The following is a 26823-nucleotide window of genomic DNA, read 5'->3' on the forward strand; positions in this document are numbered from 1 at the left end:
CCCGACATCGCCCGGACGAGGCCGTGAGCGGGCGGGCTTTCAGCCGATTGGGACGAGGTCTTGGCCATGGGCCGGCATCCTTCGGAACCGCGTCGAAGACGCATGGGATGGCTGTCGCGCCTGGCAGGCCCAAGCAATCGGCGAGAGCAGCCAAGCGTCGTTATGCCGGTCCCGGCAGGAGGGCGGATGAGCAGGGAATCCCAAAGCTAGTCATGGAATCCCGTTTTTCGATTTCGGGCGCAGCGCCGGCCGCTTGGGGCTGGCGTCAATGCGGCGCGGCGCGGAGGATCTGGCCGAGGAATTTCTGCGTGCGCTCGTTCTTCGGCGCCAGGAAGAACTGCTCCGGCGGCGCGACTTCGACGATCTCGCCGGCATCCATGAAGAGCACGCGGTCGGCGACCTTGCGGGCAAAACCCATCTCATGGGTCACCACGAGCATGGTCATGCCGCTTTCTGCGAGCTCGACCATGACGTCCAGCACCTCGCTGACCATTTCCGGGTCGAGCGCCGAGGTCGGCTCGTCGAACAGCATGATCTTCGGGTTCATGCAGAGCGAGCGTGCGATCGCGACGCGCTGCTGCTGGCCGCCGGAGAGCTGGACCGGGTATTTCATCGCCTGCTCGGGAATATGCACGCGCTCCAGGATCATGCGTGCCGCCGCCTCGGCCTCGGCCCTCGGGACGCCGCGCACCTTCATCGGCGCCAGCGTGCAGTTCTCCAGCGCCGTCAGGTGCGGGAACAGGTTGAAGCTCTGGAACACCATGCCGATCTCGCGGCGAACGTCCTCGATGCCGCGCAGATGGGCATGCACCTCGGTGCCGTCGACGACGATCTTGCCGGCCTGATGCTCCTCGAGCTGGTTGAGGCAGCGGATCAGGGTCGATTTTCCCGATCCGGAGGGCCCGCAGATGACGATGCGCTCGCCGCGCGCGACGGTCAGGTCGATGTTCCGCAGCACCTGGAAATCGCCGTAGAACTTGTCGACCTTGCGCATCTCGATGATCGCGTCTCCGGCCGCATTGGCGGCGGCCGCCCCGGTCGCTGGTGTGGTCATCGGTCTCGTCTCGTTGCTTGCGAATTCTGCGGTGCGCCCGGCACGAGGCCGGGCGCACCGTCAAGAGGTGCTCAGAACTTCGGCATCGGCGGCAGCTTGGTCAGCTCGATGCCGAACCAGCGCTTGTTGATGGCGGAGAGCTCGCCGTTCTTCTCGATCTCGGCGATGAACTTGTTGGCGAACTCGGCCAGCGCCGTGTCCGACTTGCGGAAGGCCATGCCGTTGGCCTGCTCGCGCATCGTCAGCTTCGGCTCGATGTTGAGCTGCGGATAGTCCTTGTTGAGCTGGGCGAGGATGGTGTTGCTCGCGCCCATCGCCTGGACCTGGCCGGAGATCAGGGCCTGCAGGGCCGTGGCGTCATCGTCGAAGCGCTTGATCTGCGTGCCCTGCGGCGCCGCGGCGGTGATCGCGGTGTCCTGCGTCGAGGCGCGGGCGACGCTGATCGTCACCGGCTTCAGGTCGTCCGCCGTCTTGATGTTCAGGCTCTTGGGCGCCAGCACATAGATCGTCAGCGAGCTGTAGGGGTTCGAGAACAGCACCTGCTTGGAACGTTCGGCGGTGATGCCGAAGGTCGCGATCAGGACGTCGACCTTGTTGGTCAGCAGATAGGGAATGCGGTTCGGCCCGGTCACCGGGACGAGCTCGAGCTCCACGCCGAGCGCCTTCGCCATCAGCTTGGCGACGTCGGCATCGTAGCCGGCCGGCTGCTGCTGAGCGTCGGTGCCGCCGAAGGGCGGATAGTCGGTCAGAATGCCGACCATGAGCTTGCCGCGCGCCTTGATCTCTTCGGGCGTGGCGGCGCTGGCCGGGGCGGCGCCGAGGGTTGCGGCGGCGAAGCCGGCGAAAACCAGCGCGCCGAGGCTGCGGCGGACGATGGACTTGAACGGGGACATTGGACGTTTCTCCTCATACTGCTTTTGGGTCGGGTCTTGCGTCGCCGCGCTCAACGTGCGGCGACCAGGAGCTTGCGCTCCATTCGCTTGCTGTAGGCCGAGAGCGGCCAGCAGATCAGGAAATAGGCGAGCGCCACCAGCGCGAAGATGGTGAAGGGCCGGAAGGTCGCATTGTTGATCACCTGGGCGGCGCGGGTCAGCTCGACGAAGCCGATGATCGAGGCGAGAGAGGTGCCTTTGATCAGCTGCACCAGGAAGCCGATCGTCGGCGGAATCGAGATCCGCACCGCCTGCGGGACGATGACCAGCGCCATTTTCGGGATGTAGCGCAGGCCCAGCGAGGTCGCCGCCTCCCATTGCCCGCGCGGCACGACCTCGATGGCGCCGCGCCAGATCTCGCCGAGGAAGGCGCTGGCATGCAGCGACAGGCCGAGCGCCGCGGCCGTCCAGGGGTCGACCGACCAGCCGAACAGCCCCGGCACGAAGAAGGCGAGGAAGAGCTGCATCAGCAGCGGCGTGCCCTGGAACAGCTTGATGTAGCCGTTCGCCGCCAGCCTGAGCCATTTGAACTCGCCGGTGCGGGCGAGCGCGATCAGCGCGCCGCCGACCGCGCCGCCGAGGAAGGCGACGAGCGAGAGCAGCAGCGTCCAGCGCACCGCCATAAGGATGTAGATGATTTCGTTGGGTCCAAGTTCGCGCATCGTCTTGGCCTCAGCGGGTTGGCTTGCGCAGGAAGCTGCGCTCGATCATCGCGAACGCGCTCCAGAAGAAGACGGACAGGCCGAGATACATGCAGGTGACGATGAAATAGACCTCGAAGCTGCGGAAGGTGCGCGACTGGATGTCGCCCGCGACGGCGGTCAGCTCGTTCGCCGCGATCACCGAGCAGACGCTGGAGTTCAGCATCAGCAGGATGAACTGGCTGGTCAGCGACGGGTAGATCGCCTGGATCGCCGGCTTGAAGATGATGTAGCGGAAGATCTGCAGCGGCCGCATGCCGAGCGACTTGCCGGCCTCGACCTGGCCCTTCTGGATGCTCTCGATGCCGGCCCGGATGATCTCGATGCCATAGGCGCCGACATTGACCACCAGCGCGATCAGCGCCGCGGTGTTGGACGAGAATTTGAGGCCCAGCGAAGGCAGGCCGAAATAGATCATGAAGATCTGGATCAGGAACGGCGTGTTGCGGATCAGCTCGATATAGCCGTCGACGATCCAGCGCAGCCAGTTCGGGCCGGAGGTCTTGGCGAGGGCGCCCGCGACGGCGACGATCATGCCGATCGCCATCGCAGCCGCCGAAAGCACGAGCGAATTGATCAGCCCCTGGAGCAATTCCGGCCAGGCTTCGAAGACGGCCGCGAAATCGAACTCATAACTCATGCAGCGCGCCCCATATGGGGATGAGCAAATTGTCTGCAGTCATTGCGTCCCCTTCTCCCTATCCATCGAACGGCGATCGCCTCCGCGGCGGCGAACCTAGCTACAGCCGCGGAATCAGCAAGCCGCCATCGGCATTGATCACCGTGCCCGTGGCATAGGCGAAGCTGCCCCCCGCCAGGCCGACCACGCAGCGCGCCACGTCCTCACCCTCGCCCCAGCGCCCGGCCGGGATCAACCCCTCGGCGATGCGGGCGTCATACTTCGCCGCGACCTTGGCGGTCATCTCGGTGCGGATCACGCCGGGCCGCACCTCGAAGACCGGGATGCCCTCGGGCGCGAGCCGCACCGCAAGCGCCCTGGCCCACATCGAGAGGCCGATCTTGGAGACGCAGTATTGTGCCCGGTCGATCGAGACAAGCTCGGTGCTGGCCGAGGTGATGAACACGATCGCCGGATGCCGGCTTTTCCCGTGGCCGATCATCGTCTTGGCGACTTCCTGGCTCAGGAAGGCGGCGCCGCGCAGATTGACCCCCATGACGAGATCATAGGATTCCGGCGTGATCTCCAGCATGTCGCCGCGCATCGGCGCGCCGATGCCGGCATTCGAGACGAACAGGTCGAGCCAGCCGAACTCGCGCAGCACGGTTGCGACCAGATCGGCATGGCTTTCGATCGCGGTGACGTCGTGCCGCATGAAGAGCGTGCGGGCGCCGGCCTCCGTAAAGGCGGCCTTTGCCTTGGCGACCTCGTCGTCCTCGGCGATGTCGGTGAAGGCGATGTCATGGCCCGCCTGCGCGAGGCCGAGCCCGATGGCGCGGCCGATGCCGCGCCGCGCGCCGGTGATCAGGGCAACGGGACGTACCATCTCACGAACCCCGATAGCTTGGTGGACGCTTGTCCTTGAAGGCGCCAACGCCTTCCTTGACGTCGTCCGTGTAGGAGACGAGCGAGGTCGCCAGCGTCTCGAGGACCGCGGCGCGGTCCTCGTCCTCGGCGGCGTTGATCAGCTGCTTGGCCACCATGTTGGCCACCGGCCCGCGGGTCAGCACGCGCTCGGCCACGCGTTTCGCCGCCGCCAGCGCGCCGCCCTTCTCGACCACCTCGTCGACGATGCCGAGCGAAAGCGCCGTCTCGGCCGTGACGATCTCGCCGGTCAGCGCCAGGCGCCGCGCGACGCGCCCGCCGAGCCGCTTGACCAGCCGCTGCGTGCCCGACCAGCCGGGGATCATGCCGAGCCCGCTTTCGGGCAGGCCGATCTTGGCCTGGACCTCGCAGATTCGGATATCGGCGGTGACGGCGAGCTCGAGCCCGCCGCCGAGGGCATGGCCGTTCAGCGCCGCGATCATCGGCGGCTTCATCCGGGCGAGCTTGTCGAAGACGCGATGGCCGGAGCGCACCCAGCCCTGGCCCATCTCCAGCGGCGAGAGCCCGCCCCAGGCGACGATGTCGCCGCCGGCGCAGAACGCCTTGCCTTCGCCGGTCAGGATGACGGCCCGGACCGAGCGGTCGGCGTCGATCGTCTCGGCATGGCGGCCGAGCAGTTCGATCATCGTATCGTCGAGCGCGTTGAGCTTCTCCGGGCGGGCGAGCGTGATGATCGCCAGCCCATCGGCGATATCGAGGGTGACGGGATCGCTCATGCTGCCCTCCGCGGAACGGTAAGGCCGAGCAGGGCGTCCTCGAACAATGCCGCGTCCATCAGCTTCGGCGGCTGCGGTACCAGCAGGGGGAATTCCGACTGGGCCAGGATGTCGCGCTGGAGATCGACGCCGGGCGCGATCTCGCTGACGACGATGCCGTCGGCGGTCAGCTTCAGCACGCAGCGCTCGGTGATGTAGGTGATGTCCTGGCCCTGGGCGATCGCGCGCGGTCCCGAGAACGAGATGTGCTCCACCGCCTCGACCAGCTTCTTGACCTTGCCTTCCTTCTCGATGACGAGCTTGCCATCGGCGATGCCGAGCTTGGCGCCGGCGCTGAAATAGCCGGAGAAGACGATGCGCCTCGCCCGCGCGGTGATGTCGATGAAGCCGCCGGCACCGGCTGTGACATGCGGGCGGACACCGAGCTTCGAGACGTTGACCGAGCCCTGCTTGTCGATCTGCAGGAAGGAGAGCAGCGAGAGATCGAAGCCGGCGCCCTGAAAGTAAGTGAACTGATAGGGCGAGGGCACGATCGCCTCGGCATTGGAGGCGCAGCCGAACTGGAATTCGAGCAGCGGCACGCCGCCCACCGCGCCCTGCTCGATCACCCAGGTGACGGCGCCATGCTGGCCTTCCTCGATCAGGATGCGCGGCACATTGGCCGAGATGCCGAAGCCGATATTGACCGCATCGCCATGGCGCAGCTCCTGCGCCACGCGGCGCGCGATCACCTTGGCGACGTCGAAGGCCGGCGTCGCGAAGCTCGACAGCGGCCGGGCGACCTCGCCCGAGATCGCCGGATCGTAGACCGTCTGCGTCGTCTGCATCTGGTCGGGCGCCACGACGATGGCGTCGACCAGGATGCCGGGCACGAAGACCTGCTGCGCCTTCAGGCTGCCGGCCGCGACGACGCGCTTGACCTGCGCGATGACGATGCCGCCATTGTTGCGGACGGCGAGTGCCTGGTCGAGCGGGCCGAGATAGCCGCCCTCATGCTCATAGGAAAGATTGCCGCGCTCATCGGCCGTGGTCGCGCGGATGATCGCGATCTGGGGGATGATACTGCGGAAATAGAGCCAGTCCTCGCCGTCGAAATCGACGCGGGCAACGATCGGCTCGGCCGCGGCGCGCTCGTTCATGGCGCAGCCCTGGTTCCGGGGGTCGACGAAGGTCTCCATGCCGATCTTGGTCAGCACGCCCGGGCGCTTTGCCGCCGCCTCGCGATGCATGTCGAACAGGATGCCGCTCGGGACGTTATAGGCCGGGATCTCGTTGCCCGTGACCATCTTCCAGATCGCCGGCGGCTCGGCGCTCGACGGTCCCGACGGATAGGAGCCGCCGAGGATGCGGGCCAGCAGGCCGGGCCTGGCGAGATGGTCGATGCCCTTGACGCCCCACATGTCGCCGGCGGCGATCGGGTGCATCGTCGTCAGGTTCTTCGGATGGCCGCTGGTCTCGAAGCGGCGGCCGATCGCAGCCAGCACGGCATCCGGGCAGCCGAGCCCCGAGGACGAGGAGACGGTAACGATCGCCTCGTCCGGGATCAGGGCTGCGGCTTCGTCGGCGGTGAGGATGCGGGGGAACGCCATCGTGCTTTCGTCCGGTTGGGTGAGGGGTTCAGCCGGCCGCCGTCAGCGCGTGCTGATAGGCGCCGCAGGATTCGCGGATGACGAGATCGGCCGGGCCGACATGGCTGGTCGGCGGGGCCGAGCGGTTGGTGATGCGTTCGAGCAGCATGGCCGCTGCGCGCTCGCCGAGGCCGACGGCATCGACGGCGATCGTGGTCAGGGCGGGCGAGACATGGCGCGCCTCGCTGGTGTCGTCGAAGCCGACAATGGCGATGTCGCGCCCGACGACGAGCCCGCGCTTGGCGGCGGCGAGCATCGCGCCGATGGCGACGACGTCGTTGTAGCAGACCACGGCGGTCGGCCGGCCGGGCAGCGCCAGCGCCGAGCTCATCGCGCTGAAGCCGCCATCGCGCGTCGGCATGCTTTCGAGGTTGAGGCTGGCATCGATCAAGAGCCCGGCCTTGGCCATCGCCTCGCTGAAGCCCCGATGGCGATCCTGCCGGACCACCATCGAGCTCATGCCGCCGAGATAGGCGATGCGCCTGTGCCCGAGATTGAGGAGATGGCGCGTGATCCGGGCCGAGCCCGCGACATTGTCCGGCACCACGGAGCTTGCCGCCACGCCCGGCAGGCGGCGGATCGCGACGAGCAGCGCCGTCTCCTGCCCGCTGGCCAGCGCCAGCTCTTCGGGCGTGCTGTCGAGCGCCGGGCAGAGGATGATGCCTCCCGCTCCGTGCTCGCGCATCATCCGCATCACCTGCGCCTGCCGCACGACGCTTTCGGAAGTATTCGCCATGAAGGCGACATAGCCGGCCATCTGCAGCACGGTTTCGACGCCGATCGCGAACTCGGCGAAGAACGGATTGGAGAGATCGTTGAGGACGAGGCCGACGATCTTGGAATGGGTGTTGCGCAGATTGGCGGCGCCGCGGTTGTAGACATAGCCGAGCTTGTCCATCGCCTGGCGGATGCGCTCGCGCGTCTCGGGCTTGACGCTGCCGCGGCCGGTCAGGACGAGCGAGACCGTCGATTTCGAGACGCCGGCAGCGTCCGCGATCTCGATGATCGTCACCTTTTCCCTGCTCTCCGCCCGCTGCGGCATGGTTCCATCCCGTTCGCCCTGGGGCGCTCCTAAATTTGGAACGTTCCATATCATCGTGAAAAAGAGATGGCAATATCTCTCTTTAAATCAGCCAAAGAATGAATTATAGCCAATATCAGAAGCCAATAAGTGGAACGTTCCATTAAATCGGGAGGAAGCGATGGCCCTGATCACCCTGCCGCAGGCCGATGGCGGCACGGAGCGCTACACGCTGGCGCCGCCCTCGCAGTTCCCCCGGAAACACGCGCCGTCCCGGACGCGGACCGTTTTCGCGGCGGCCCATGTCGTCGCCGATCCGCGCCGGCTGAACGAGCCTTGGCGGGTGCCGGCTCTCGATTGGGACGCGACGCTGGCTTTCCGGCGCCATCTCTGGGGCCTCGGCTTCAAGGTCGCCGAGGCGATGGATACTTCGCAGCGCGGCATGGGGCTCGACTGGGGCAATGCCGCCGAGCTGATCGCGCGCGTGCTCGCCGAGGCGAAGACGGTGCCGGGCGCCGACCTCGCCTGCGGCGCCGGCACCGACCAGCTCGACCTTAACGCGGTGAAGACGCTCGACGAGGTGATCCGCGCCTATGAGGAGCAGATCGCCCATGTCGAGAAGCATGGCGGCAAGATCATCCTGATGGCGAGCCGGGCGCTCTGCCGGGTGGCGAAGGGGCCTGACGACTACCTTGCCGTCTATGGCCGCCTGATCGGGCAATGCCGCGGCAAGGTCATCCTGCACTGGCTCGGCGAGATGTTCGACCCGGCGCTCGCCGGCTACTGGGGCAGCCGCGATTTCGAGCCGGCGATGCAGGCCGTGCTGACGCTGATCCGCGAGCACGCCGCAAAGATCGACGGCATCAAGATCTCGCTGCTCGATGCCGGCAAGGAGATCGCGATGCGCCGGCTCCTGCCCGAAGGCGTCGCGATGTATTCGGGCGACGACTTCAACTATGCCGAGCTGATCGGCGGCGACGAGCAGGGCTTCTCGCATGGCCTGCTCGGGATTTTCGACCCGATCGCGCCGGCCGCCGCGGCCGCGTTTGCGCGGCTCGATGCCGGCGACAAGCAGGGCTTCCATGCCATCCTCGACCCGACAGTCGCCTTGTCGCGCAAGCTCTTCGAGGCGCCGACCCAGTATTACAAGAGCGGCGTCGTCTTCCTCGCCTGGCTGAACGGCTTCCAGGAGCATTTCCGCATGGTCGGCGGGGCGGAATCGGCCCGCGGCATCCTGCACTATGCCGATCTCTTCCGCCTGGCCGACCAGTCCGGGCTCTTCGGCGATCCGGAGCGCGCGGCCGGGCGCATGGGCCATTTCTGCGCCCTGAACGGCATCGCCTGAACCACGGGGAGAAGATCGCCATGCACGCGCCGCTCCAGGACGCCGCGCTCTATGAGCAGATCCGCGACACCGCCCGCCGCTTCGCCAACCAGGTGGTGCGGCCGGCAGCCGCCGAGCTCGACCGGAGCGAGGCCTTCCCGGCCGAGATCTATCGCCAGATGGGCGAACTCGGCCTGTTCGGCATTACCGCCGATTCCCAACATGGCGGCGCCGGGCTCGACGCCTATGCCTATGCTCTCGTCATGGAGGAATTGTCGCGCGGCTATGCCTCGGTCGCCGACCAATGCGGCCTCGTCGAGCTGATCGGTACGCTGCTGACGCGCTATGGCACGCAAGAGCAGCGCGCCCGCCATCTGCCGGACATCCTGCTTGGCAAGACCCGCGTCGCCTATTGCCTGACCGAGGCGGAGGCCGGCTCCGACCTTTCCAATGTCAGGACCACGGCGCGCGAGACCGCCGACGGCTACGTCATCGACGGCGGCAAGCTCTGGATCCACAACGCGCCGGTCGCCGATCTCGGCTTCGTGCTGGCCTCGATCGACCCGGCGGCCGGCCATCGCGGCATGAGCATCTTCATCGTCGACCTCAACGCGCCCGGCGTCTCGCGCGGCGCCAAGGAGCACAAGATGGGCCAGCGCGCGAGCCAGGTCGGCGCGCTGAACTTCGACGCGGTCACGGTGCCGCGCGAGGCCCTGCTCGGTCCGAAGGGGCGCGGCTTCCACATCATGATGAGCGTGCTCGAGAAGGGCCGGGTCGGCATCGGCGCGCTCGCCGTCGGCATCGCCCAGGCCGGGCTCGAGGCGGCGCTCGGCTATGCCCGCGAGCGGCGCCAGTTCGGCAAGCCGATCCTCGAGAACCAGGGCCTGCAATGGATGCTCGCCGACATGGCCAAGGACATCGCCGCCGGCCGGGCCTTGGTCGAGCGCGCGGCCCTGCTGATCGACCATGGCGCGCCGGCGACCTCGGCCTCGTCGATCGCCAAATGCTTCGCCAGCGACATGGCCGTGGCCCAGACCGCGAACGCCGTGCAGATCTTCGGCGGCTCCGGCTACATCCAGGGCTTCGAGGTCGAGCGGCTCTATCGCGACGCCAAGATCACCCAGATCTACGAAGGCACCAACCAGATCCAGCGCACGATCATCGCCAGGGAGCTGATCAGGAATGGCTGCGGCGCCGAAGCCTAGTTCGCCGGGCGCAAGCTCGTCAGGAGCGCCTTGCTCCAGAGCCAGAGCGTGATCCGATCAGGTTGAATCAACCTGATCGGATCACGCGTGCTCTAGCAATCCTGGCCGCTTCCTTCGCCCAGCGGGTCGCGGCCTTCCTGCCGGTCCCGGTAGAGCGTCGTCTGCACCAGCAGCAGCAGGGTGACCGGCGTGGTGACCGTCACGAAGAGCCCGATCAGGATCTCGTGCACCACCGGGCGCGTCTGGCCGATCGAGAAGTACAGGATCGAGGCGAGGAGGATGCAGGCCATGCCCAGCGTCGCGCCGAGCGTCGGGGCATGCACGCGCTCGTAGAAGCTCTTGAAGCGCAGCAGGCCGAGCGAGCCGATCAGCGCGAGGCTCGAGCCGGCGAGGATCAGCAGGGCGGTCAGCACCGCCGCCCAGGCGGGCAGGTCGTGGAGCGTGATCATTCGATCACCTCCCCGCGCATCAGGAACTTCGCCATCGCGACCGTCGCGACGAAGCCGAGCAGGCCGATCGCCAGCGCCGCCTCGAAATACAGCGTCGTGCCGGAGCCGATGCCGAAAACCAGCAGCAGCAGCATCGCGTTGAGGTAGAGCGCGTCCATGCCCAGGACGCGGTCCTGTGCGCGCGGCCCGCGCAGGATGCGATAGGAGGCGGCGACCATGGCGAGAGCCAGCAGGATCTGGCCGGTGATCAGGGCGAAGGCGAGGATCGCGGCGCTCATTCGAAAATCTCCAGCAGCAGCCGTTCATAGCGCCACCCGATGAGCGCGGACCAATCGTCGCCCTCGCTGAGGTCGAGCACATGGATCACCAGGATGCCGGTGGCGGGATCGTAGCTGACCCAGCTCGTGCCCGGAGTGGCGGTGATGATGCAGGCCAGCGCCGCCAGGCCATAGGGCGAGCGCAGCCGCAACGGAATCCGCGTGAAACCGGGCGTCCGCCCGGGATCATCGCGCAGGATCGTCCGCGCGACCTTGAGATTCGAGCGCACCATATCGGCGCCGAACGCGCAAAGGAGCCGCAGGATCGCGTCCGGCCGAGCAAGCTTCAGCGGCGGCGCCTCCAGCCGCCTGAGGATCAGCGGCCCAAGCAGCCCGAGGATGGCGCCGAGCAGCAGGTGCCCCGGCGAAACGCTCTGGTTCAGCAGCAGCCAGAGCGCCAGCAGGCCCAGCGATGTCGCGGGAGAGGGCAGCCAGCGGCTCATGGCCTGCCTCCGCCGGCGGCCGGCGCGGCGCCAGGCGCGGCCAGGACCCGTTCGATATAAGCTTGCGATCCGTCCAGCCCGGCCGCCGTCACCTGCATGAAGCGCATCGCCGGGCCGGCCTGCAGGGTCAGGGTCAGGCACAGGAAGAGCAGGATCGCGACCGGCGCCAGCTCGATCACCCGGACGCGCGGCGCCTCGCGCTCGATCACCGCCCAGAAGGAACGGATGCCGGCGCGGACCATGGCGATCAGCGTGACGAAGCCAGAGAGCAGCAGCAACGCCACCAGCGTCCAGGCGACCAGCGGGACGCCGCTCCCGTTCGCCGGGACGCTCCCGGCGAGTGCGCCGGCCAGGATCGCGAATTTGGCGACGAAGCCGGAAAGCGGCGGCAGGCCGGAGAGAAGCAGCGCACAGGCGATGAAGGCCGCTCCGAGCACGCCCAGCATCGCCGGGACGGCGACACCGGCATCGCTGTCTTCGCCCGGCTCCTCCTCGTCCTCGATGCCATAGGCCTCGAGCGTGACGGCAAGGACGTCGTCCGCCGGCGCCCGGCCGCGCTCGATCAGCTCGACCAGCAGGAAAAAGGCGCCGATCGCCAGGGTCGACGAGACGAGATAATAGAGCGACGCGCCGATGATCGCCGGGTCATTGGCGCCGATCACGGCCAGCATGGTCCCCGACGAGACCACGACGCCGAAGCTTGCGAGCTTGGCCAGGTCCTGGGCGGCGAGCATGCCGATCATGGCGAAGATGACCGTGGCGACGCCGCCGGCGAGCAGCCAGCTCCCGCCGAACTGGGCCGAGCCAGCGGCCACTTCCGGCCCGGCCAGCAGGAAGCCGAGGCGAAGCACGGCATAGATGCCGACCTTGGTCATCACCGAGAACAGCGCCGCCACCGGCGCGCTCGCCGCCGCATAGGTGCCGGGCAGCCAGAAGCCGAGCGGCCAGGTCGCCGCCTTCACCAGAAAGGCGACGCCGAGGATGCTCGTGCCGACCTCGAGCAGGGCGCGTTCGCGGGCCGGGAGGCCGGGGATCCGGGCGGCAAGGTCGGCCATGTTGAGCGTGCCGGCTGCGCCGTAGATCAGGCTGACGCCGACCAGGAAGGCCAGCGCAGCCACGAGGTTGACGGCGATGTAGTGCAGCCCGGCGCGGACGCGGGCAGGGCCGGAGCCGTGCAGCGCCAGGCCGTAGGAGGCGGCGAGCAGCACCTCGAAGAAGACGAAGAGGTTGAACAGGTCGCCGGTCAGGAAGGCGCCGTTCAGCCCCATCAGCAGGAACTGGAAGAGCGGGTGGAAATGGCTCCCGGCGCGATGCCAGCGCGCCAGCGAGAAGACCAGGGCCGAGCAGGCGAGAATCGCCGTCAGCAGCAGCATCAGGCTCGACAGCCGGTCGGCGACCAGCACGATGCCGAATTGCGCCGGCCAGTCGCCGAGGCGATAGACCTTCACGGCCGCGGCGGGATCGGTCCCGGCGCTGGTCATGACCAGGTTGATGGCGATGGCGAGCAGGGCGAAGGTCGAGGCGAGGTTGAGCACGGCCGCGACCGTCCGGCTGCGCCCGTCCAGCAGCAGCATCGTCGCGCCGGCGACCAGCGGCAGGACGATCGGCGCGATGACGAGGTGGTCCTGCCAGTTCACGAACCGCCCTCCCGGCCGTCGACATGGTCGCTGCGGGTCACCCCGCGCGCGGCCAGCAGGACGACGAGGAAGAGGGCGGTCGTGGCGAAGCCGATGACGATCGCCGTCAGCACCAGCGCCTGGGGCAGCGGGTCGGCATAGGCCGAAATGTCTCCGTTCGCCGCGGGGTCGAGCACCGGCGGAGCCCCGACGCGCAGCCGCCCCATCCCGAAGATGAAGAGGTTGACCGCATAGGAGAGCAGCGCGAGGCCGATGATCACCTGGAAGGTGCGCGGCCGCAGCAAAAGCCAGATGCCCGATCCGGCGAGCACGCCGATGGCGAGGGCGACCACGAGTTCCATCAGCGGCTCCTGCCGGTTGCCGCCGCGGCGCGGGCGGCCGTGGCGCGGTAGACCCGCAGCGACTGGTGCGCCAGCGCGATCAGCATCAGGACGGTGGCGCCGAGCACCAGGGCGAAGACGCCGAAATCGAAGAACAGCGCGCTGGCCAGCGGCAGCTTGCCGAGCAGCGGCACTTCGGTATAGGCGAAGGCCGAGGTCAGGAAGGGCCGGCCGAACAGCCAGGCGCCGGCCCCGGTGCAGGCAGCGACGAGCAGGCCCAGCCCGATCCAGCGCATCGGCAGGATGCGCAGCCGGGCTTCGACCCAGCGCGCCCCGCCGGCCATGTATTGCAGGATGAAGGCGATGGCGAAGGCCAGGCCGGCGACGAAGCCGCCGCCCGGCTGGTCATGCCCGCGCATGAACAGGAACACCGCCATCATCGCGATCACCGGGAACAGCAGGCGCATGACGAGGCCGGGCACCAGCAGGTAATGGGCGGTGATCGGATCCTTGCCGCTGCCCTGGATGTCGGCGTCGTAGAGGTTCTGGAACTGCTTCTGCTCGGGCAATTCGATGCTGTCGCGGGCCGGGCGGAAGCGGCGCAGCAGGGCGTAGACCGTGATCGCCACCACGCCGAGCACGGCGATCTCGCCGAGCGTGTCGAAGCCGCGGAAGTCAACGAGGATGACGTTGACGACGTTGCGCCCGCCGCCTTCGCTATAGGCGCGCTCGAGGAAGTTGCTGGAGATGCTGCCCGCGAGCGGCCAGGTCATCACGGCATAGGACAGCGCAGCCAGCCCGGCGCCGCCGGCGACCGCGATGGTGAGGTCGCGGAAGCGGCGCAGCCGGGCGGAGAACGCCGATTCGGAGCTGATCCCCTCGATGCGCTTGGGCAGCCAGCGCAGGCCGAGCAGGAGCAGCACGGTGGTGACGATCTCGACGAGGAGCTGCGTCAGGGCGAGATCGGGCGCCGAGAACCACGCGAAGGTCAGGCAGGTCGCCAGGCCGGTTCCGCCGGTCAGGATGACGGCAGCGAGGCGATGGTACTTGGCCTGGTAGGCGGCGCCGAGCGCGCAGGCCCCTCCGACGACCCAGACCAGCATGAATGCCAGCTCGGGCGGCTGCGTTCGCTCCGGATCCAGCGAAACCGGCCACCCCAGGGAGTTCCATGCCGCGAGCATGATGGCGACGCCGATCAGGAGCCGCATCTGCGGCTGCAGCCGGGCGGTGCTGACGATCAGCTCCAGGCTCTTGGCCCAGCGCCAGGACAGGAACACGATCGCCCGCTCGAAAAGGCGCTTGCCTTGCAACTCGCGCAGCACGGGCGCGCCTTCGATGTTGCCCGACAGATAGCGCAGCATCGAGAGATAGATCACGATGCCGCCCGCGAGCGCGACGAAGCTCATCAGCAGGGCCGGCGTGAAGCCATGCCAGACGGCCAGGCTGTAGCTCGGCGTCTCTCCGCGCAGCACCGACTCGACGGCGACGGCGAGGACGCCGCCGACCGTCTGCGTCGGCGCGATCCCGACCAGCAGGCAGATCAGCACCAGCAGGCCGACCGGCAGCAGCATCCAGAAGACCGGGTCATGCGGCTTGCGCGGCAGGTCGGTCGCCGGCGGGCCGAAGAAGACCTGGTGGATCAGGCGCAGCGAATAGGCGACGCTGAACATGCCCGCGACGGTGGCGATATAGGGCAGGGCATGGTCGAGCGCGGTGTCGACATGCTCCTCGATCGTCTCGGTGAAGAACATCTCCTTCGACAGGAAGCCGTTGAGCAGCGGCACGCCCGCCATCGCCGCCGCGGCGACCATCGCCAGCGTCGCCGTGATCGGCATGGCGCGGTAGAGGCCGCCGAGGCGCCGGACATCGCGGGTGCCCGCCTCATGGTCGATGATGCCCGCCGCCATGAAGAGCGAGGCCTTGAAGGTCGCATGGTTCATGATGTGGAAGATCGCGGCGACGGCCGCGAGCGGGCTGCCGAGACCGAGCAGCAGGGTGATCAGGCCGAGATGGCTGATGGTCGAATAGGCCAGCAGCCCCTTCAGATCCTGCTGGAACAGCGCCAGGAATGCGCCGATCACCAGCGTCGCGACGCCGATCGGCGCCAGCACCCAGAACCAGTATTCGTGGCCTGCCATCGCCGGCCAGAGCCGCGCCAGCAGGAAGACGCCAGCCTTCACCATGGTGGCGGAGTGCAGATAGGCCGAGACCGGCGTCGGCGCGGTCATCGCGCGCGGCAGCCAGAAATGGAAGGGGAACTGGGCGCTCTTGGTCAGGGCCCCGAGCGCGACCAGGATCAATGTCGTCAGGTAGAGCGGATGGGCGACGATCTTCTGGCCCGAGGCGAGCACGACATCGAGATCGTAGCTGCCGACGATATGGCCGAGCAGCAGCATGCCGGCGAGCAGGCACAGGCCGCCGGCGGCCGTGACGGTCAAGGCGATGCGCGCGCCATCCCGCGCACTCTGGCTATGATGCCAGTAGGCGATCAGCAGGAAGGAGAACAGGCTGGTCAGTTCCCAGAACAGCACGATCTGGATGAGGTTTCCGCTCAGGACGATGCCCAGCATCGAGCCCATGAAGGCGAGCAGGAAGGAGAAGAAGCGCGGCACAGGATCGGCCGGCGACATGTAGTAGCGCGCATAGAGGACGACGAGCAGCCCGATCCCGGCGATCAGGACGACGAAGCTCCAGGCCAGCCCGTCGAGCCGCAGGACGAAGTTGAGACCGTATTCCGGCAGCCATTCGAACTGCGTCCGCAGCACCGCGGGCTCGGCGACGGTCGGCCACAGCACCGTGGCGATGACAAGGATGCACACCGTGACGATGCCGGCCAGCCAGGCCTCGGCATTGCGGGCATTGCTCGGCAGGACTGCAGCGAAAAGACTGCCGATGAACGGCAGGGCGACGATCAGGCTGAGCAGTAGGGCATCGTCCGGCATGATCGACGGGGGATCCTCTCAGTTGGACTGCCGCAAACTCCAGCCTTGCCCGAATCCGTCCATTATGGTTGACTCGGGTCGCCGAAGGCAATGGGCTAACGCCATGAATCTACGTCCTGAACTGTGTCGCGCCGCGCGCGGGCTGCTCAACTGGACCCAGGACCGGCTCGCCGCTTCTGCCGGTGTCTCGCGCAGCACGGTGCGCGATTTCGAGCGCGAGCGTCACGAACTCCAGCGCGCATCGGAGGCTCTGGTCCTCGCCGCCTTCGAGCAGGCCGGGGTCCGCTTCCTGCCCGGCAATCGCGAGGGGCCGGGCGTGCGGCTGCGCCGGACCCAGGAACGGATCTGAAATAAGCTGCCTGAACGCGCGTCCCGGGCACGTATGGTGACCGCGCCGGCCCCGGCCTCGGCTGCGAAGATCCGCCGCAGCAAGAAGCCTTGGCCCGCGCCCGTCAGATGGCGTCCTGCGGCGGCTTTCGCCGGCTTGGCTTCTGCGGGTGTGGCTTTTGCGGGTTTGGCTTCGGCACGGCCTCGATGGGCGGCGCGATGCCGAAATCCTCGGGCCTGAGGGCAAGGTCGGCCAGCGTATAGCGGTCGAGCGTCATGACGAAGGCGTTCAGCGCCTCGTTGAGGACGCCGCGCAGACGGCAGCGCGGCGTCACCAGGCAGCGATTATCGGCGCCGAAGCACTCGACCAGGGCAAAATCCGGCTCCGTCGCGCGCAGCACCGCGCCGACTCCGATCTCGCGCGGCGGCATCGCCAGCGCCAGGCCGCCGGTGCGTCCACGAATGGACTTCAGGAACCCCGCATGCACCAGCAGGTTCGCGACCTTCATCAGATGCGCCCGGGAAATGCCGTAAGCGGCAGCGGTCTCCTCGATGGTGACCAGCTTGCCGTCGCGCGTCGCCGCATACATCAGGAGGCGCAGCGAATAGTCGGAGAAGTTCGTCAAACGCATTGCGGCTTCCGACGGGTTCGTGAGCAGCGGCAGCTGGGCGGCTCCGAAAGATGCAGGCGAGCCGCATCTTTCGCAACCGCCGGGGCGCCCCGGACAAAGTCTGCGCCGACGGCTGCCAGCGCTGCTGCCGATCGCGCGGCGCGTGCTCTAGGCGGAGCCGGCCGGAAGGCTCGGCCGGCTCGGCAGATGCAGGGCCTTGTCGCCGATGTTCAGGCCGATCTGCAGGCTGTCGGCGACGCGTCTCGCACGTCCGATGAAGAGGGCGGCGGCGGGGCCGGCGCAATGGGCAGCGACGACGCCCTCGAACAGCGCGAGCCAATGTTCGAAATGCACCGGGGAGAGCCCCAGGCCGAGATGCGCGATATGGGGTTTGCCGCCATAGCGGCCGCTCATCAGGGTTAGCGACGACCAGAAGTCGACCATGGTGGCGAGATGGGCGTCCCAATTGCCGATGCGCGCCTCGAAGATCGGCCCGAGCAAGCCATCCTGCCGGACGCGGTCATAGAAGGCGTAGACGATCTGCGCGACCAGCGGTTCGGAGACTTCCTGCGGCAGGGCCGGGGTCAAGGCGATAATCCTTAAGATGCATTATAGATGCATCTTTTATAGATCGACGGAACGGCGCTGTAAATCCACCCCGTCGCTGCCAAGCGCCGGCGAACGCCGGGGCAGCCGGTCATCGTGGCCGAATCTTGTTTCGTATGGCGGTGGGCAGGGTGACGTGACAGCGCGTCCGTGCAACAATATACAGTCAATTCCCGAGCCGCCTTTTTCGTGCCGGAGCGAGTGCGAAGCGAATGGTTGACTGGACGCCCGACCTGACGCGCAGCGACAAGCCGCGCTATCTGGCGATCGCCGAAGCGATCGCCGAGGACATCGGCAATGGCCGGCTTTCGGCCGGGGACCGGCTGCCGCCGCAGCGCCAGCTGGCCGCCAGGCTGGCGATGGATTTCACCACCGTGGCGCGCGGCTATGTCGAGGCCCAGCGCCGTGGCCTGGTGGCCTCGCGCGTCGGCCAGGGGACTTTCGTCAAGGCGCCGCTCCGCCAGCAGAGTACGGCGCGCGGCGGGGTGCCGGCACTGGCCGATCTCTCGATGAACCTGCCCCCCGAGCCCGACGATCCGGCCCTGCTCGCGCGGATGCGCGAGGGGGTTGCCGAGGTCAGCGCCGATCTGGTCGCGCTGCTGCGCTATCAGGGCTTCGGCGGCTCGCGATCCGACAAGGCGGCGGCAGCGTCCTGGCTTGCCCGGCGCGGGCTTGCGCCCGCACCCGAGCGCCTGTTCGTGGTGCCGGGAGCCCATTCGGCGCTGCTCGGCATTCTAAGTGTTCTGGCCCGGCCGGGCGATGTCGTCCTGGCGGAGGCGCTGAGCTATCCCGGCATCCGCTTGATCGCGGCCCAGCTTGGTATCCGGCTGGTCGGGCTCGCCATGGATGGCGACGGTGTCGAGCCCGGGGCCTTCGACGAAGCCTGCCGGACGCTGCAGCCCAAGGCGCTGTATCTCAACCCGGTCCTGCACAATCCGACGACCCTGACGGTGCCGGAAGCGCGGCGTGCCGAACTTGCGGCAATCGCCCGGCGCCATCGCATCGCGATCATCGAGGACGACGCCTATGGCTTCGTCCCCGCCGCCCCGCCGCCGCCTCTGGCCGCGATCGCCCCGGAACTGACCTGGCATGTCGCCGGCCTGTCCAAATGCATCGGTGCCGGCCTGCGCATCGCCTATGTCGTGGCGCCGGATGCGCGCTCCGGCTGGCCCTTCGCCGCGGCCTTGCGCGCCGCGAGCGTCATGGCCTCGCCGCTGACGGCGGCGATCGCGACGCACTGGATCGAGGACGGTACCGCCGACGCGATCCTGCGCTTCCTCCGCACTGAGACCGCCGCCCGGCAGAGGCTCGCGGCGGAGATCCTGGCGCCCGGCAGCTATCGTGCCGATCCGTTGAGCTTCAACCTCTGGCTCGAGCTCCCGGCTCCCTGGACGCGCTCGGCCTTCGCCGGCCACATGCAGTCCACCGGCATCGGCGTCGTCGCCAGCGATGCCTTCGCCGCCGATGGCAACCCGCCCGAGGCGGTGCGGGTCTGCCTGGGTGGACCGCAGGGCCGCGACGCCATCCGCGGCGCCCTGGAGTTCATGGCCCACGCCCTTGGACACCCCCCGGAGGTCAGCTCGACCTTCCTCTGATCGGTGAGGCATAGGGTCGCAAGTCTCTCTGAGGCGAGATTGAGTGCATACAATATCGGCAATGACTGCTATGGTACGGTCATTGCCGATAGAGATTTGCACGCTCGCCCCGGAGGGGAACATGGCTACTCGCGATTGGCCCAAGCTGTCGCCGTTCAAGACCGGACTGCGCGGGCGCTGCCCGCGCTGCGGCGAGGGCAAGCTGTTCGACGGCTTCCTGACGCTGAAGCCGCGCTGCGAGGCCTGCGGCCTCGACTATGGCTTCGCCGATCCGGCCGACGGCCCGGCCTTCTTCGTCATGATGTTCGTCTGCATCCCGGCGCTGTCCTTCGCGCTCTGGCTCGAGCTCGCCTATGAGGCGTCGGTCTGGGTGCATCTGGTGACGACGCTGCCGATCGTCCTGCTGACCTGCATCCCGCCTTTGCGACCGCTCAAGGGCTGGCTCGTGGCGTCGCAGTTCTTCTTCAAGGCCGAGGAGGGCCGGCTCGCCGTCGCGCCGCGCCCCGTCGAGTTGCCCGTGCGCCGCTAGAGCATCGGACCGAAAAGTGGAATCCCGCTTTTCGGAAGAATCCGATGCTACAACAAAGAGATAGATCGCCACTGCGCGTCCGGTAGGACGCGCGGCGATCCAAAGGCGCATCATTTCCGCAGCGAGGCGATGATCTCGATCGCGCGCTCGACATCGCCGGCGCTGACGTCGAGATGCGTGATCATCCTGACGGTAGTCGGCCCGAACGCGCCGGCGCCCAGACCCTTGGCCTTGGCCGCCGCCACAAAATCGAGCGCGTCATAGCCGGCTTCGGCGACGTCGAAGAAGACGATATTGGTCTCGATCCTGTCGTCGGCGAGCTTGATGCCGGGCAGTTGCGCCAGCCCGGCGGCGAGCGCTTTGGCATTGGCGTGGTCCTCGGCCAGCCGTTCGACATGATGGTCGAGGGCGTAGAGCCCGGCCGCCGCCAGGAAGCCGGATTGCCGCATCGCGCCGCCGAGCCGCTGCTTGAGCCGCCAGGCCTCCTGGATGAAGTCCCGTGATCCGGCCAGCACCGCGCCGACCGGCCCGCCGAGACCCTTGGTCAGGTCGATCCAGGCGGAATCGAAATCCTCCGCATAGTCGCGGGCGCTGACGCCGGAGGCGACGACGGCGTTGAACAGCCTTGCCCCGTCGAGATGGGCGGAGAGGCCGCCGGCGCGCGCCGCCGCCACGACTTCCCGCACCGTCTCGAGCGGCCAGACCGAGCCGCCGCCGAAATTCGAGGTCTGCTCGACGCAGAGCAGCCGCGAACGCGGCATGTAGCGGCTCTCCGGCCGGATCGCGCCGGTGACGTCCCTGGCGCAGAAGATGCCGCGCTCGCCGTTCAGCCCCCTGAGCATCACGCCGGCGAGCGCGGCCGGGCCGCCGCCCTCCGAATTGACGATATGGCTGGACTGGTCGCAGAGCACCTCGTCGCCCGGCCGGCAATGCACGGCGAGCGCGATCTCGTTGCACATCGTCCCCGAAGGCAGCAGCACCGCCTCCTCCTGCCCGAGCATCTCGGCGACGCGCTCGCAGAGCCGCGTCACCGTCGGATCCTCGTTCTTCTGCTCGTCGCCGACCTCGGCCGCCATCATCGCCGCGCGCATGGCGGGCGTCGGCCTGGTCTTGGTGTCGCTGTAGAAGTCGAGGAAGGCGGTCGTCATGGTTCGGCCTTTTCGGAAAGGGCCCGGCTGGGGCTGGCTGGCTGGACCTGGTTCGCCGAGCCCGGCCCCGGCTGGCGCGCGATCTCGGTTGGCGGGATCATGAAGCTGTCGAAGAACGCGCTGATCCGATCATGCGCGTCCAGAGGCAGGACCTGCGCGACGTACTGATCCGGCCGAACGACGATCAGGCAGCCCGCCTCCCGGTCGATGCCGCGCAGGTCGAAGATGTCCTGACCGCCGGAAAGGTCGGGGCAGAAGACCTTCTCGTAATCGCGCAGGCCGTGGCGCCCCTTTCTGGGAAGGAGCAGCGCGTGCATGCTCGGAAGGTCGAGATCGCGATGGCCACGCTGGAGGATGGCGCGGATATCGACCAGCGCGTCGATGTCGTCGTGCTGTCGCGTGTATTTCCTGGCCGGCGAATGGCTGGATTCGGCGAGGAAATCGCACAGGGCGCCGATCCGGCCTGTGGGCGAGGCCTGGTCCTCGGCACCGGCGAAGGCGAAAAGGCGCCAGCGGCCATCGGCCTTCGCCACATGCCCGAGATGGACGGGCCTTGCATCCGCCAGGCGGATGACCGGTGCGGAGTGGAAGCGGGCGCCTACCGCAAAACCCCTGGCGAGTTGCTGATGTGAGGAATCGCCGGTGAGGAGCGACGGCGCATAGCGTGTCGCCGTTCCCGCCGTATAACGTCCGTGCTTGACGAAGTAGTCCTGCACCTCGGCGGGCTCGACACCTTCGCTGCTGGGATCATCGGCGGCTTTCAGCGGCGCGCTGAGCATCTTGGCCCATTCGCGGTCGAAATCGATTAGCTCCCCGGCGATGGACTGGCGTTCTGCCGAATAGGTATGCAGCAGCTCCGGGGGGCTGCTGCCTTGCAGGACGGATGCCAGTTTCCAGCCGAGATTGAAGCTGTCCTGCATCGACACGTTCATACCCTGCCCGGCCTTCGGACTATGCGTGTGGCAGGCATCGCCGGCGATGAAGATGCGCGGCAGGCGTTCCGCGACCTGCTCTTCCGGCACGTCGTCGAACTTCTCGCAGAGACGCTGGCCGATCTCGTAGACCGACCACCAGGCGACCTCCTTCACCTCGATCGCATAGGGATGCAGGATGCGCTGCACCGCGGCGATCAGGTATTCGATGGTGATGTTCCGGCTGCCGACGCGCTCGTTCTCGTTCAGCTTGTCGAGCTCGACATAGATCCGGACGAGGTAGCCGCCCTCGCGCGGAATGAGCACGATCGTGCCCTCGTTCGCGGACTGGATCAGCGCCTTCAGCCGGATGTCGGGAAAGTCGGTCACGGCCAGCACGTCCATGACGCCCCAGGCGTGATTGGCAGCGTCGCCATGCAGCGAGCGCCCGATCGATTTCCGCACGACGCTGCGCGCGCCGTCGCAGCCGACGACATAGCGAGCCTTGACCATCTCGATCTGGCCGGCATGGGATGGGTCGAGGCGCTCCAGCCGCGCCGTGACCGGGTGGGATGAGCCCGCCCCCGGCTCGGTCGCGAGATCGAGCAGGCGCCGCGCATAATGCGGCTCGAGCCGGCTCGGCGCATTGCGCATGGCTTCGAGATAGAAGTCGTGCACCCGCGCCTGGCTCAGGATGACATGGGGGAACTCCGACAGGCCGTCCTCGACATCCTGGACCCGCCCATGTCGAACGATGCGTTCCCTTTCGACGGCATGCGGCTTCCAGAACGAGGTCTCGTTGACCCAGTAGGCTTCCTTCAGCACCTGTTCGGCAAAGCCGAAGGCGTGAAACATCTCCATCGTCCGACAGGCGATTCCGTCGGCCTGGCCCATCTGCAGCGGGCCATCCTTCTGATCGACGATGCGCGTCCTGATCTCGGGAAAGGCCGCCAGTTGGGCGGCGAGGGTCAGGCCGGCCGGGCCGCAGCCGATGATCAGGACGTCGACTTCATCGGGGAGGGAATCCGGGCGCGAGAATGCCGGATCGCGATCGGAAGCCTGGGCCACCGCCGGATTCCCGGTTCGGAATCCGTTGAGATGGAACTGCATGCTGCACCCACTGAATCAGGACAAGGAGCTGGAAGGCAGCTGACCATAGCCGCCGCGTCGTCGATAGGGTCTTCGATCAGCGCCGGTTGAGCAGGATCATCTTCTCCTGCGTCATGTCGCGCATGGTGTAGGGGATGCCGCCCGTGCCGTAGCCGGATTCGCGCCGTCCGGCGAAGGGCATCCAGTCGGTCCGGAAGGTGGTCGGGTCGTTGACCATCACGGCGGAGGCGTCGAGCCGCTCGGCGGCGCGCAGCGCGACGTCGATGTCCTGCGCGAAGACGCTGGCCTGGAAGGCGACCGGCAAGGCGTTCGCCCGGGCGATCGCCTCGTCGAGCTTCGCATAGGGGTAGACGCAGACCACGGGTCCGAATATCTCGAGCTGCGAGACCTTTGCGTCGGCTTTCGGGTCGAGCAATACGGCCGGTTCCAGCGTCGTCTCCGAGAGCCGCTTGCCGCCGGTCGCGAGCTTCGCGCCGCCCTTGACCGCTTCATCGATCCATTCGGCGACCCGGTCGGCCTCGCGCGGCTGGATCAGCGGGCCGATTTCGGTCTCCTTCAGGGTCGGGTCGCCGACCTTGAGCTTCCTGACGCGTGCGACCAGCCGCTCGGTGAATGCGCTCGCGATCTCCTGGTGGACGAAGATGCGCTGTGTCGACACGCAGACCTGGCCGGCATGGTAGTAGCCGCCCTTGACCATCGGCTCGATGATCCTGTCGAGATCGGCGCTGCGGTCGACGATCGCCGGCGCCACGCCGCCATGCTCCAGCGCCGAGCGGGCGCCATGGCTGAGCTTCGAATGCAGGTACCAGCCGACCTTGGCCGAGCCGATGAAGCTGAGGAAGGCGATGCGCCTGTCGGTCGCGAGCTTCTCGGCGAGCTCGGTCGTCTCGGGAATGAGCGTCTGGCACCAGGCCTCGGGAAGCCCGGCCTCGTGCACCAGCGCGACGAAGTCGCGGCAGCATAGCGGCGTCGTCCCGGCCGGCTTGACGATGACCGGGCAGCCGGTCGCGATCGCCGGTGCGACCTGGTGCACGATCAGGTTGAGCGGGTGGTTGAAGGCCGAGATCGCCGCGACGATGCCGATCGGTTCCCTTGTGGTGAAGGCCCAGCGCCCGGCCGCGGCCGCCGACAGCCCCATCGGGATTTCGCGCCCGGCGAGATTGCGCAGTTCGTCGGCGGCGTTGTGGACGCCGTCGATGGCGCGGGTGGTCTCGACGATCGCATCCGCCAGCGGCTTGCCGCCCTCGCGGGCGATCTGGCGGGCAAAATGCTCGCGCTTGCCGTCGAGCAGGGCGGCGAGCCGGCGCAGGATCGCCATCCGCTCATGCGGCTTCAGCCAGCCGTCGCGGTCGCGGAAGACCTTTTCCGCCGCCTTCAGCTTGGCTTCGAGCGCCGCAGCGTCATCGGTCGCGATCTTCTCGACCGGCGCCCGGTCATAGGCCTGTACGACTTGCAGCATCGTTTCCTCCTCAGTATCCGAGCACGTTGCTTTCCCGGGGAACCACAGCGTCATGCCGGACAAGCGGCGAAGCCGCGTCGCTCGGAATCCATCATAGAACGCCGGGGCACTACGATGGATTCCGGCGCTCCGCGGAGTTTATCCTTGGGCTGGCCAAAGGCCGGACCCGAGGGCTGCGGCCGGAATGACGATCGGTTCCCGGGACGCGAAACTGACTCAGGCGCATTCGACATCGGGCCTGCGGTTGCGCAGTTCCTCGACCAGCACGCGGGTATTCTCGGAATAGTCGATCGGCACCTCGACGAGATGGACGCCGCCGCCCGCGAAGGCGGCCTCCAGCATCGGCGCCAGTTCCTCGACCGCGCCGACCCGCGAGCCCTTGGCACCATAGGCCCGCGCATAGGCGACGAAATCCGGGTTGCCGAAGGTCATGCCGTAATCGGGGAAGCCGTCGACCGCCTGCTTCCAGCGGATCATGCCATAGGCGCTGTCGTTCAGGATCACCACGACGAGGTTCAAGCCCAGCCGGACGGCGGTCTCCATCTCCTGCGAATTCATCATGAAGCCGCCATCGCCGCAGACCGCCATCACCCGGCGGCCGGGATTGAGCATCGCCGCCATCATCGCCGAGGGCAGGCCTGCGCCCATCGTCGCCAGTGCATTGTCGAGCAGCAGCGTGTTGGCGACATGGGTGCGGTAGTTCCGCGCGAACCAGATCTTGTACATGCCGTTGTCGAGACAGACGATGCCGTCCTCCGGCATGACCTTGCGGACGTCGTGGACGATACGCTGCGGCGTCGGCGGGAAGCGGTCCTCCTCGGCGCGGTCGTTGATATGCGTCAGGATCTTCTGGCGCAGCTCCAGCAACGCCGGATCGGCCTCGAGCTTGCCGCCGAGCCGTTCGGCGAGTGCGCTGACGGTCGTGCCGATATCGCCGATCACCTCGGCGTCGGGATGGTAGACCTGCTCTACGCTCGCCGATTGATAGCCGACATGGATCACCTTCGGCCCGCCGGCGCTCTTCATCAGGAAGGGCGGCTTCTCGACCGTGTCATGGCCGATCGAGAGGACCAGGTCGGCCTGGTCGACCGCGCGGTGGACATAGTCGCCCTCGGAGAGCGCGGCGGTGCCCATATAGAGATTGGAGCCGCCGGTGACCGCGCCCTTGCCCATCTGGGTGTTGAAGAAGGGCAGGCGGGTGCGGCTTACGAAGGCCGACAGCACCTCGACGAGGCGCGGCCGGTTGCCGGCGGCGCCGATCATGACGAGCGGGTGCTTGGCGGCGAGGATCAGCGCCGCTGCCCGGTCGAGCGCCGCCGGATCGGCGATCGGCCGCTCCAGCGGGTGCACCGGGATCAGCGGAACCTCCTCGATCTCCTCGGCCGCGATATCCTCCGGCAGTTCGAGATGGACGGGACCCGGCCGCTCCTCCATCGCGACGCGGAAGGCATCGCGCACCACGGAAGGAATGCTGGCGGCGCTGACGATCTGCCGCGTCATCTTGGTCAGCGGCTTCATCGAGGCGACGACGTCGACGATCTGGAAGCGCGCCTGCTTGGCGCTCATGATCGGCTTCTGGCCGGTGATCAGGATCATCGGCATGGCGCCGAGATGGGCGTAAGCGGCGCCGGTCGAGAAGTTCAACGCGCCGGGTCCCAGTGTCGCGATGCAGACGCCGGGCCGGCCGGTCAGCCTGCCATGGGTCGCGGCCATGAAGGCGGCGGCCTGCTCGTGCCGGGTCAGGATCAGCTCGATCTTCGACTTTCGCAGCGATTCGACGACATCGAGGTTTTCTTCGCCGGGCACGCCGAAGATGCGGTCGACGCCCTCGTTCTCGAGCGCCGCAACCAGGAGGTCGGATCCCTTCTTCATCGCCCGCAGCCTTTCCCAGTCGCATCGCCTCTTCGAGCCGAGGCTAGGCGCTTGCGCGGCGCCGGAAAAGCGCGGCGCGGTCAGGGGGAGCCTGCGCCGGTCGCGGGGAGCAGTCGGATGGCAATGACGAAGCATTTGCGGGGAGCTGCCCGGAAGCTGTCAGATTGCTTTCCCCATTCGTCGTAGCCCGGAAGAACCTGGTCTGGCAGGGTTTTCGGAGGGATCGAGGATTCCGCCTGTCGCCGACGCCGGCTGCTCATCGGAGGTACCCCTCCTGACGCGCACAATGTATTGGCTGCGCGACTCCTCGATGGAGCGTGTTGAATTTCAATTTGTAAAATATATATAAATTGTCCTATAATTTGTGGTAGATTTTTACCAATTCATGGCAACATGCCAAGG

25 protein-coding genes are annotated in these 26823 nt (G+C 67.5%); 5 read left to right on the forward strand and 20 right to left on the reverse strand.

From position 1 onward, the window contains the following. Positions 1-265: 265 nt before the first annotated feature. From V6M56_RS12515 to V6M56_RS12550, 8 genes are all read right to left on the reverse strand, one after another. A complete protein-coding gene (locus V6M56_RS12515; protein WP_332684142.1) occupies positions 266-1054 on the reverse strand; it encodes an amino acid ABC transporter ATP-binding protein in 789 nt (262 codons plus the stop codon). 71 nt (positions 1055-1125) lie between these two features. Further along, a complete protein-coding gene (locus V6M56_RS12520) occupies positions 1126-1947 on the reverse strand; it encodes a transporter substrate-binding domain-containing protein (RefSeq protein ID WP_332684144.1) in 822 nt (273 codons plus the stop codon). A gap of 50 nt (positions 1948-1997) precedes the next feature. Then, the gene (locus tag V6M56_RS12525; RefSeq protein WP_332684146.1) at positions 1998-2648 is read right to left on the reverse strand and encodes an amino acid ABC transporter permease; all 651 of its coding nucleotides are present in this window, start codon (positions 2646-2648) and stop codon (positions 1998-2000) included. Positions 2649-2658: 10 nt separating this feature from the next. After that, a complete protein-coding gene (locus V6M56_RS12530) occupies positions 2659-3327 on the reverse strand; it encodes an amino acid ABC transporter permease (protein WP_332684148.1) in 669 nt (222 codons plus the stop codon). A 100-nt stretch (positions 3328-3427) separates the two neighbouring features. After that, complete coding sequence (locus tag V6M56_RS12535) at positions 3428-4192, reverse strand: 3-ketoacyl-ACP reductase (protein WP_332684150.1); 765 nt, start codon at positions 4190-4192, stop codon at positions 3428-3430. A 1-nt stretch (position 4193) separates the two neighbouring features. Continuing rightward, positions 4194-4967 (reverse strand): enoyl-CoA hydratase/isomerase family protein, encoded by a 774-nt coding sequence (locus tag V6M56_RS12540; RefSeq protein ID WP_332684152.1) that lies wholly within the window; start codon positions 4965-4967, stop codon positions 4194-4196. Continuing rightward, positions 4964-6556, reverse strand: coding sequence for an acyl CoA:acetate/3-ketoacid CoA transferase (locus tag V6M56_RS12545; protein ID WP_332684153.1), 1593 nt, complete (start codon positions 6554-6556; stop codon positions 4964-4966). The genes V6M56_RS12540 and V6M56_RS12545 overlap by 4 nt, the downstream gene beginning before the upstream one ends. 28 nt (positions 6557-6584) lie before the next feature. Then, positions 6585-7637 (reverse strand): LacI family DNA-binding transcriptional regulator, encoded by a 1053-nt coding sequence (locus V6M56_RS12550; protein ID WP_332684155.1) that lies wholly within the window; start codon positions 7635-7637, stop codon positions 6585-6587. A gap of 160 nt (positions 7638-7797) precedes the next feature. On the opposite strand from V6M56_RS12550, the gene V6M56_RS12555 reads away from it, so the two are divergent. Together V6M56_RS12555 and V6M56_RS12560 are read left to right on the forward strand one after the other, a co-directional pair. Then, complete coding sequence (locus V6M56_RS12555; RefSeq protein WP_332684156.1) at positions 7798-8961, forward strand: dihydrodipicolinate synthase family protein; 1164 nt, start codon at positions 7798-7800, stop codon at positions 8959-8961. Between the two features lie 20 nt (positions 8962-8981). Then, positions 8982-10145 carry an acyl-CoA dehydrogenase family protein gene (locus tag V6M56_RS12560; RefSeq protein WP_332684158.1) on the forward strand — a complete coding sequence of 388 codons (1164 nt, stop codon included), beginning with the start codon at positions 8982-8984 and terminating at the stop codon, positions 10143-10145. A 92-nt stretch (positions 10146-10237) separates the two neighbouring features. On the opposite strand, the gene mnhG is transcribed toward V6M56_RS12560, so the two are convergent. From mnhG to V6M56_RS12590, 6 genes are read right to left on the reverse strand one after another with little or no spacing between them, the layout of a single operon-like run. Continuing rightward, the gene (mnhG, locus tag V6M56_RS12565; RefSeq protein ID WP_332684159.1) at positions 10238-10594 is read right to left on the reverse strand and encodes a monovalent cation/H(+) antiporter subunit G; all 357 of its coding nucleotides are present in this window, start codon (positions 10592-10594) and stop codon (positions 10238-10240) included. Further along, on the reverse strand, positions 10591-10872 hold the full coding sequence (locus tag V6M56_RS12570; RefSeq protein ID WP_332684161.1) for a K+/H+ antiporter subunit F: 282 nt from the start codon (positions 10870-10872) through the stop codon (positions 10591-10593). The genes mnhG and V6M56_RS12570 overlap by 4 nt, the downstream gene beginning before the upstream one ends. After that, a complete protein-coding gene (locus V6M56_RS12575; protein ID WP_332684163.1) occupies positions 10869-11354 on the reverse strand; it encodes a Na+/H+ antiporter subunit E in 486 nt (161 codons plus the stop codon). The genes V6M56_RS12570 and V6M56_RS12575 overlap by 4 nt, the downstream gene beginning before the upstream one ends. Beyond that, the gene (locus V6M56_RS12580) at positions 11351-12991 is read right to left on the reverse strand and encodes a monovalent cation/H+ antiporter subunit D (protein WP_332684164.1); all 1641 of its coding nucleotides are present in this window, start codon (positions 12989-12991) and stop codon (positions 11351-11353) included. Before V6M56_RS12580 ends, V6M56_RS12575 begins: the two co-directional genes overlap by 4 nt. Next, on the reverse strand, positions 12988-13332 hold the full coding sequence (locus V6M56_RS12585; RefSeq protein ID WP_332684166.1) for a Na+/H+ antiporter subunit C: 345 nt from the start codon (positions 13330-13332) through the stop codon (positions 12988-12990). Before V6M56_RS12585 ends, V6M56_RS12580 begins: the two co-directional genes overlap by 4 nt. Beyond that, positions 13332-16253, reverse strand: a complete 2922-nt coding sequence (locus V6M56_RS12590; RefSeq protein ID WP_332684168.1) for a monovalent cation/H+ antiporter subunit A — start codon at positions 16251-16253, stop codon at positions 13332-13334. The genes V6M56_RS12585 and V6M56_RS12590 overlap by 1 nt, the downstream gene beginning before the upstream one ends. Positions 16254-16356: 103 nt before the next feature. Here V6M56_RS12590 and V6M56_RS12595 point away from each other — a divergent pair, with 103 nt between their 5' ends. Then, positions 16357-16602 (forward strand): helix-turn-helix transcriptional regulator, encoded by a 246-nt coding sequence (locus V6M56_RS12595; RefSeq protein WP_332684169.1) that lies wholly within the window; start codon positions 16357-16359, stop codon positions 16600-16602. A gap of 103 nt (positions 16603-16705) precedes the next feature. Here the strand turns inward: V6M56_RS12595 and V6M56_RS12600 are convergent, their stop codons facing one another. Beyond that, on the reverse strand, positions 16706-17212 hold the full coding sequence (locus tag V6M56_RS12600) for an RrF2 family transcriptional regulator (RefSeq protein ID WP_332684170.1): 507 nt from the start codon (positions 17210-17212) through the stop codon (positions 16706-16708). Positions 17213-17359: 147 nt separating this feature from the next. Beyond that, positions 17360-17779, reverse strand: a complete 420-nt coding sequence (locus V6M56_RS12605) for a group III truncated hemoglobin (RefSeq protein ID WP_332684171.1) — start codon at positions 17777-17779, stop codon at positions 17360-17362. 230 nt (positions 17780-18009) lie between these two features. Here V6M56_RS12605 and V6M56_RS12610 point away from each other — a divergent pair, with 230 nt between their 5' ends. Together V6M56_RS12610 and V6M56_RS12615 are read left to right on the forward strand one after the other, a co-directional pair. Then, positions 18010-19392 (forward strand): aminotransferase-like domain-containing protein, encoded by a 1383-nt coding sequence (locus V6M56_RS12610; RefSeq protein WP_332684173.1) that lies wholly within the window; start codon positions 18010-18012, stop codon positions 19390-19392. Between the two features lie 121 nt (positions 19393-19513). Next, positions 19514-19921, forward strand: coding sequence for a DUF983 domain-containing protein (locus V6M56_RS12615; protein WP_332684174.1), 408 nt, complete (start codon positions 19514-19516; stop codon positions 19919-19921). A gap of 110 nt (positions 19922-20031) precedes the next feature. On the opposite strand, the gene V6M56_RS12620 is transcribed toward V6M56_RS12615, so the two are convergent. The 4 genes from V6M56_RS12620 to V6M56_RS12635 form a co-directional block, all read right to left on the reverse strand. Then, positions 20032-21069: a threonine aldolase family protein gene (locus V6M56_RS12620; protein ID WP_332684175.1), complete on the reverse strand. Its 1038-nt coding sequence runs from the start codon at positions 21067-21069 to the stop codon at positions 20032-20034. Then, positions 21066-23090 (reverse strand): FAD-binding monooxygenase, encoded by a 2025-nt coding sequence (locus V6M56_RS12625; RefSeq protein WP_332684177.1) that lies wholly within the window; start codon positions 23088-23090, stop codon positions 21066-21068. Before V6M56_RS12625 ends, V6M56_RS12620 begins: the two co-directional genes overlap by 4 nt. Before the next feature lie 76 nt (positions 23091-23166). Then, the gene (locus V6M56_RS12630; RefSeq protein WP_332684178.1) at positions 23167-24549 is read right to left on the reverse strand and encodes an aldehyde dehydrogenase family protein; all 1383 of its coding nucleotides are present in this window, start codon (positions 24547-24549) and stop codon (positions 23167-23169) included. A gap of 216 nt (positions 24550-24765) precedes the next feature. Then, on the reverse strand, positions 24766-26421 hold the full coding sequence (locus V6M56_RS12635) for an acetolactate synthase large subunit (protein ID WP_332684180.1): 1656 nt from the start codon (positions 26419-26421) through the stop codon (positions 24766-24768). Positions 26422-26823: the final 402 nt, after the last annotated feature.

Source organism: Allobosea sp. (genome assembly GCF_036675845.1).
Lineage (GTDB): Bacteria > Pseudomonadota > Alphaproteobacteria > Rhizobiales > Beijerinckiaceae > Allobosea.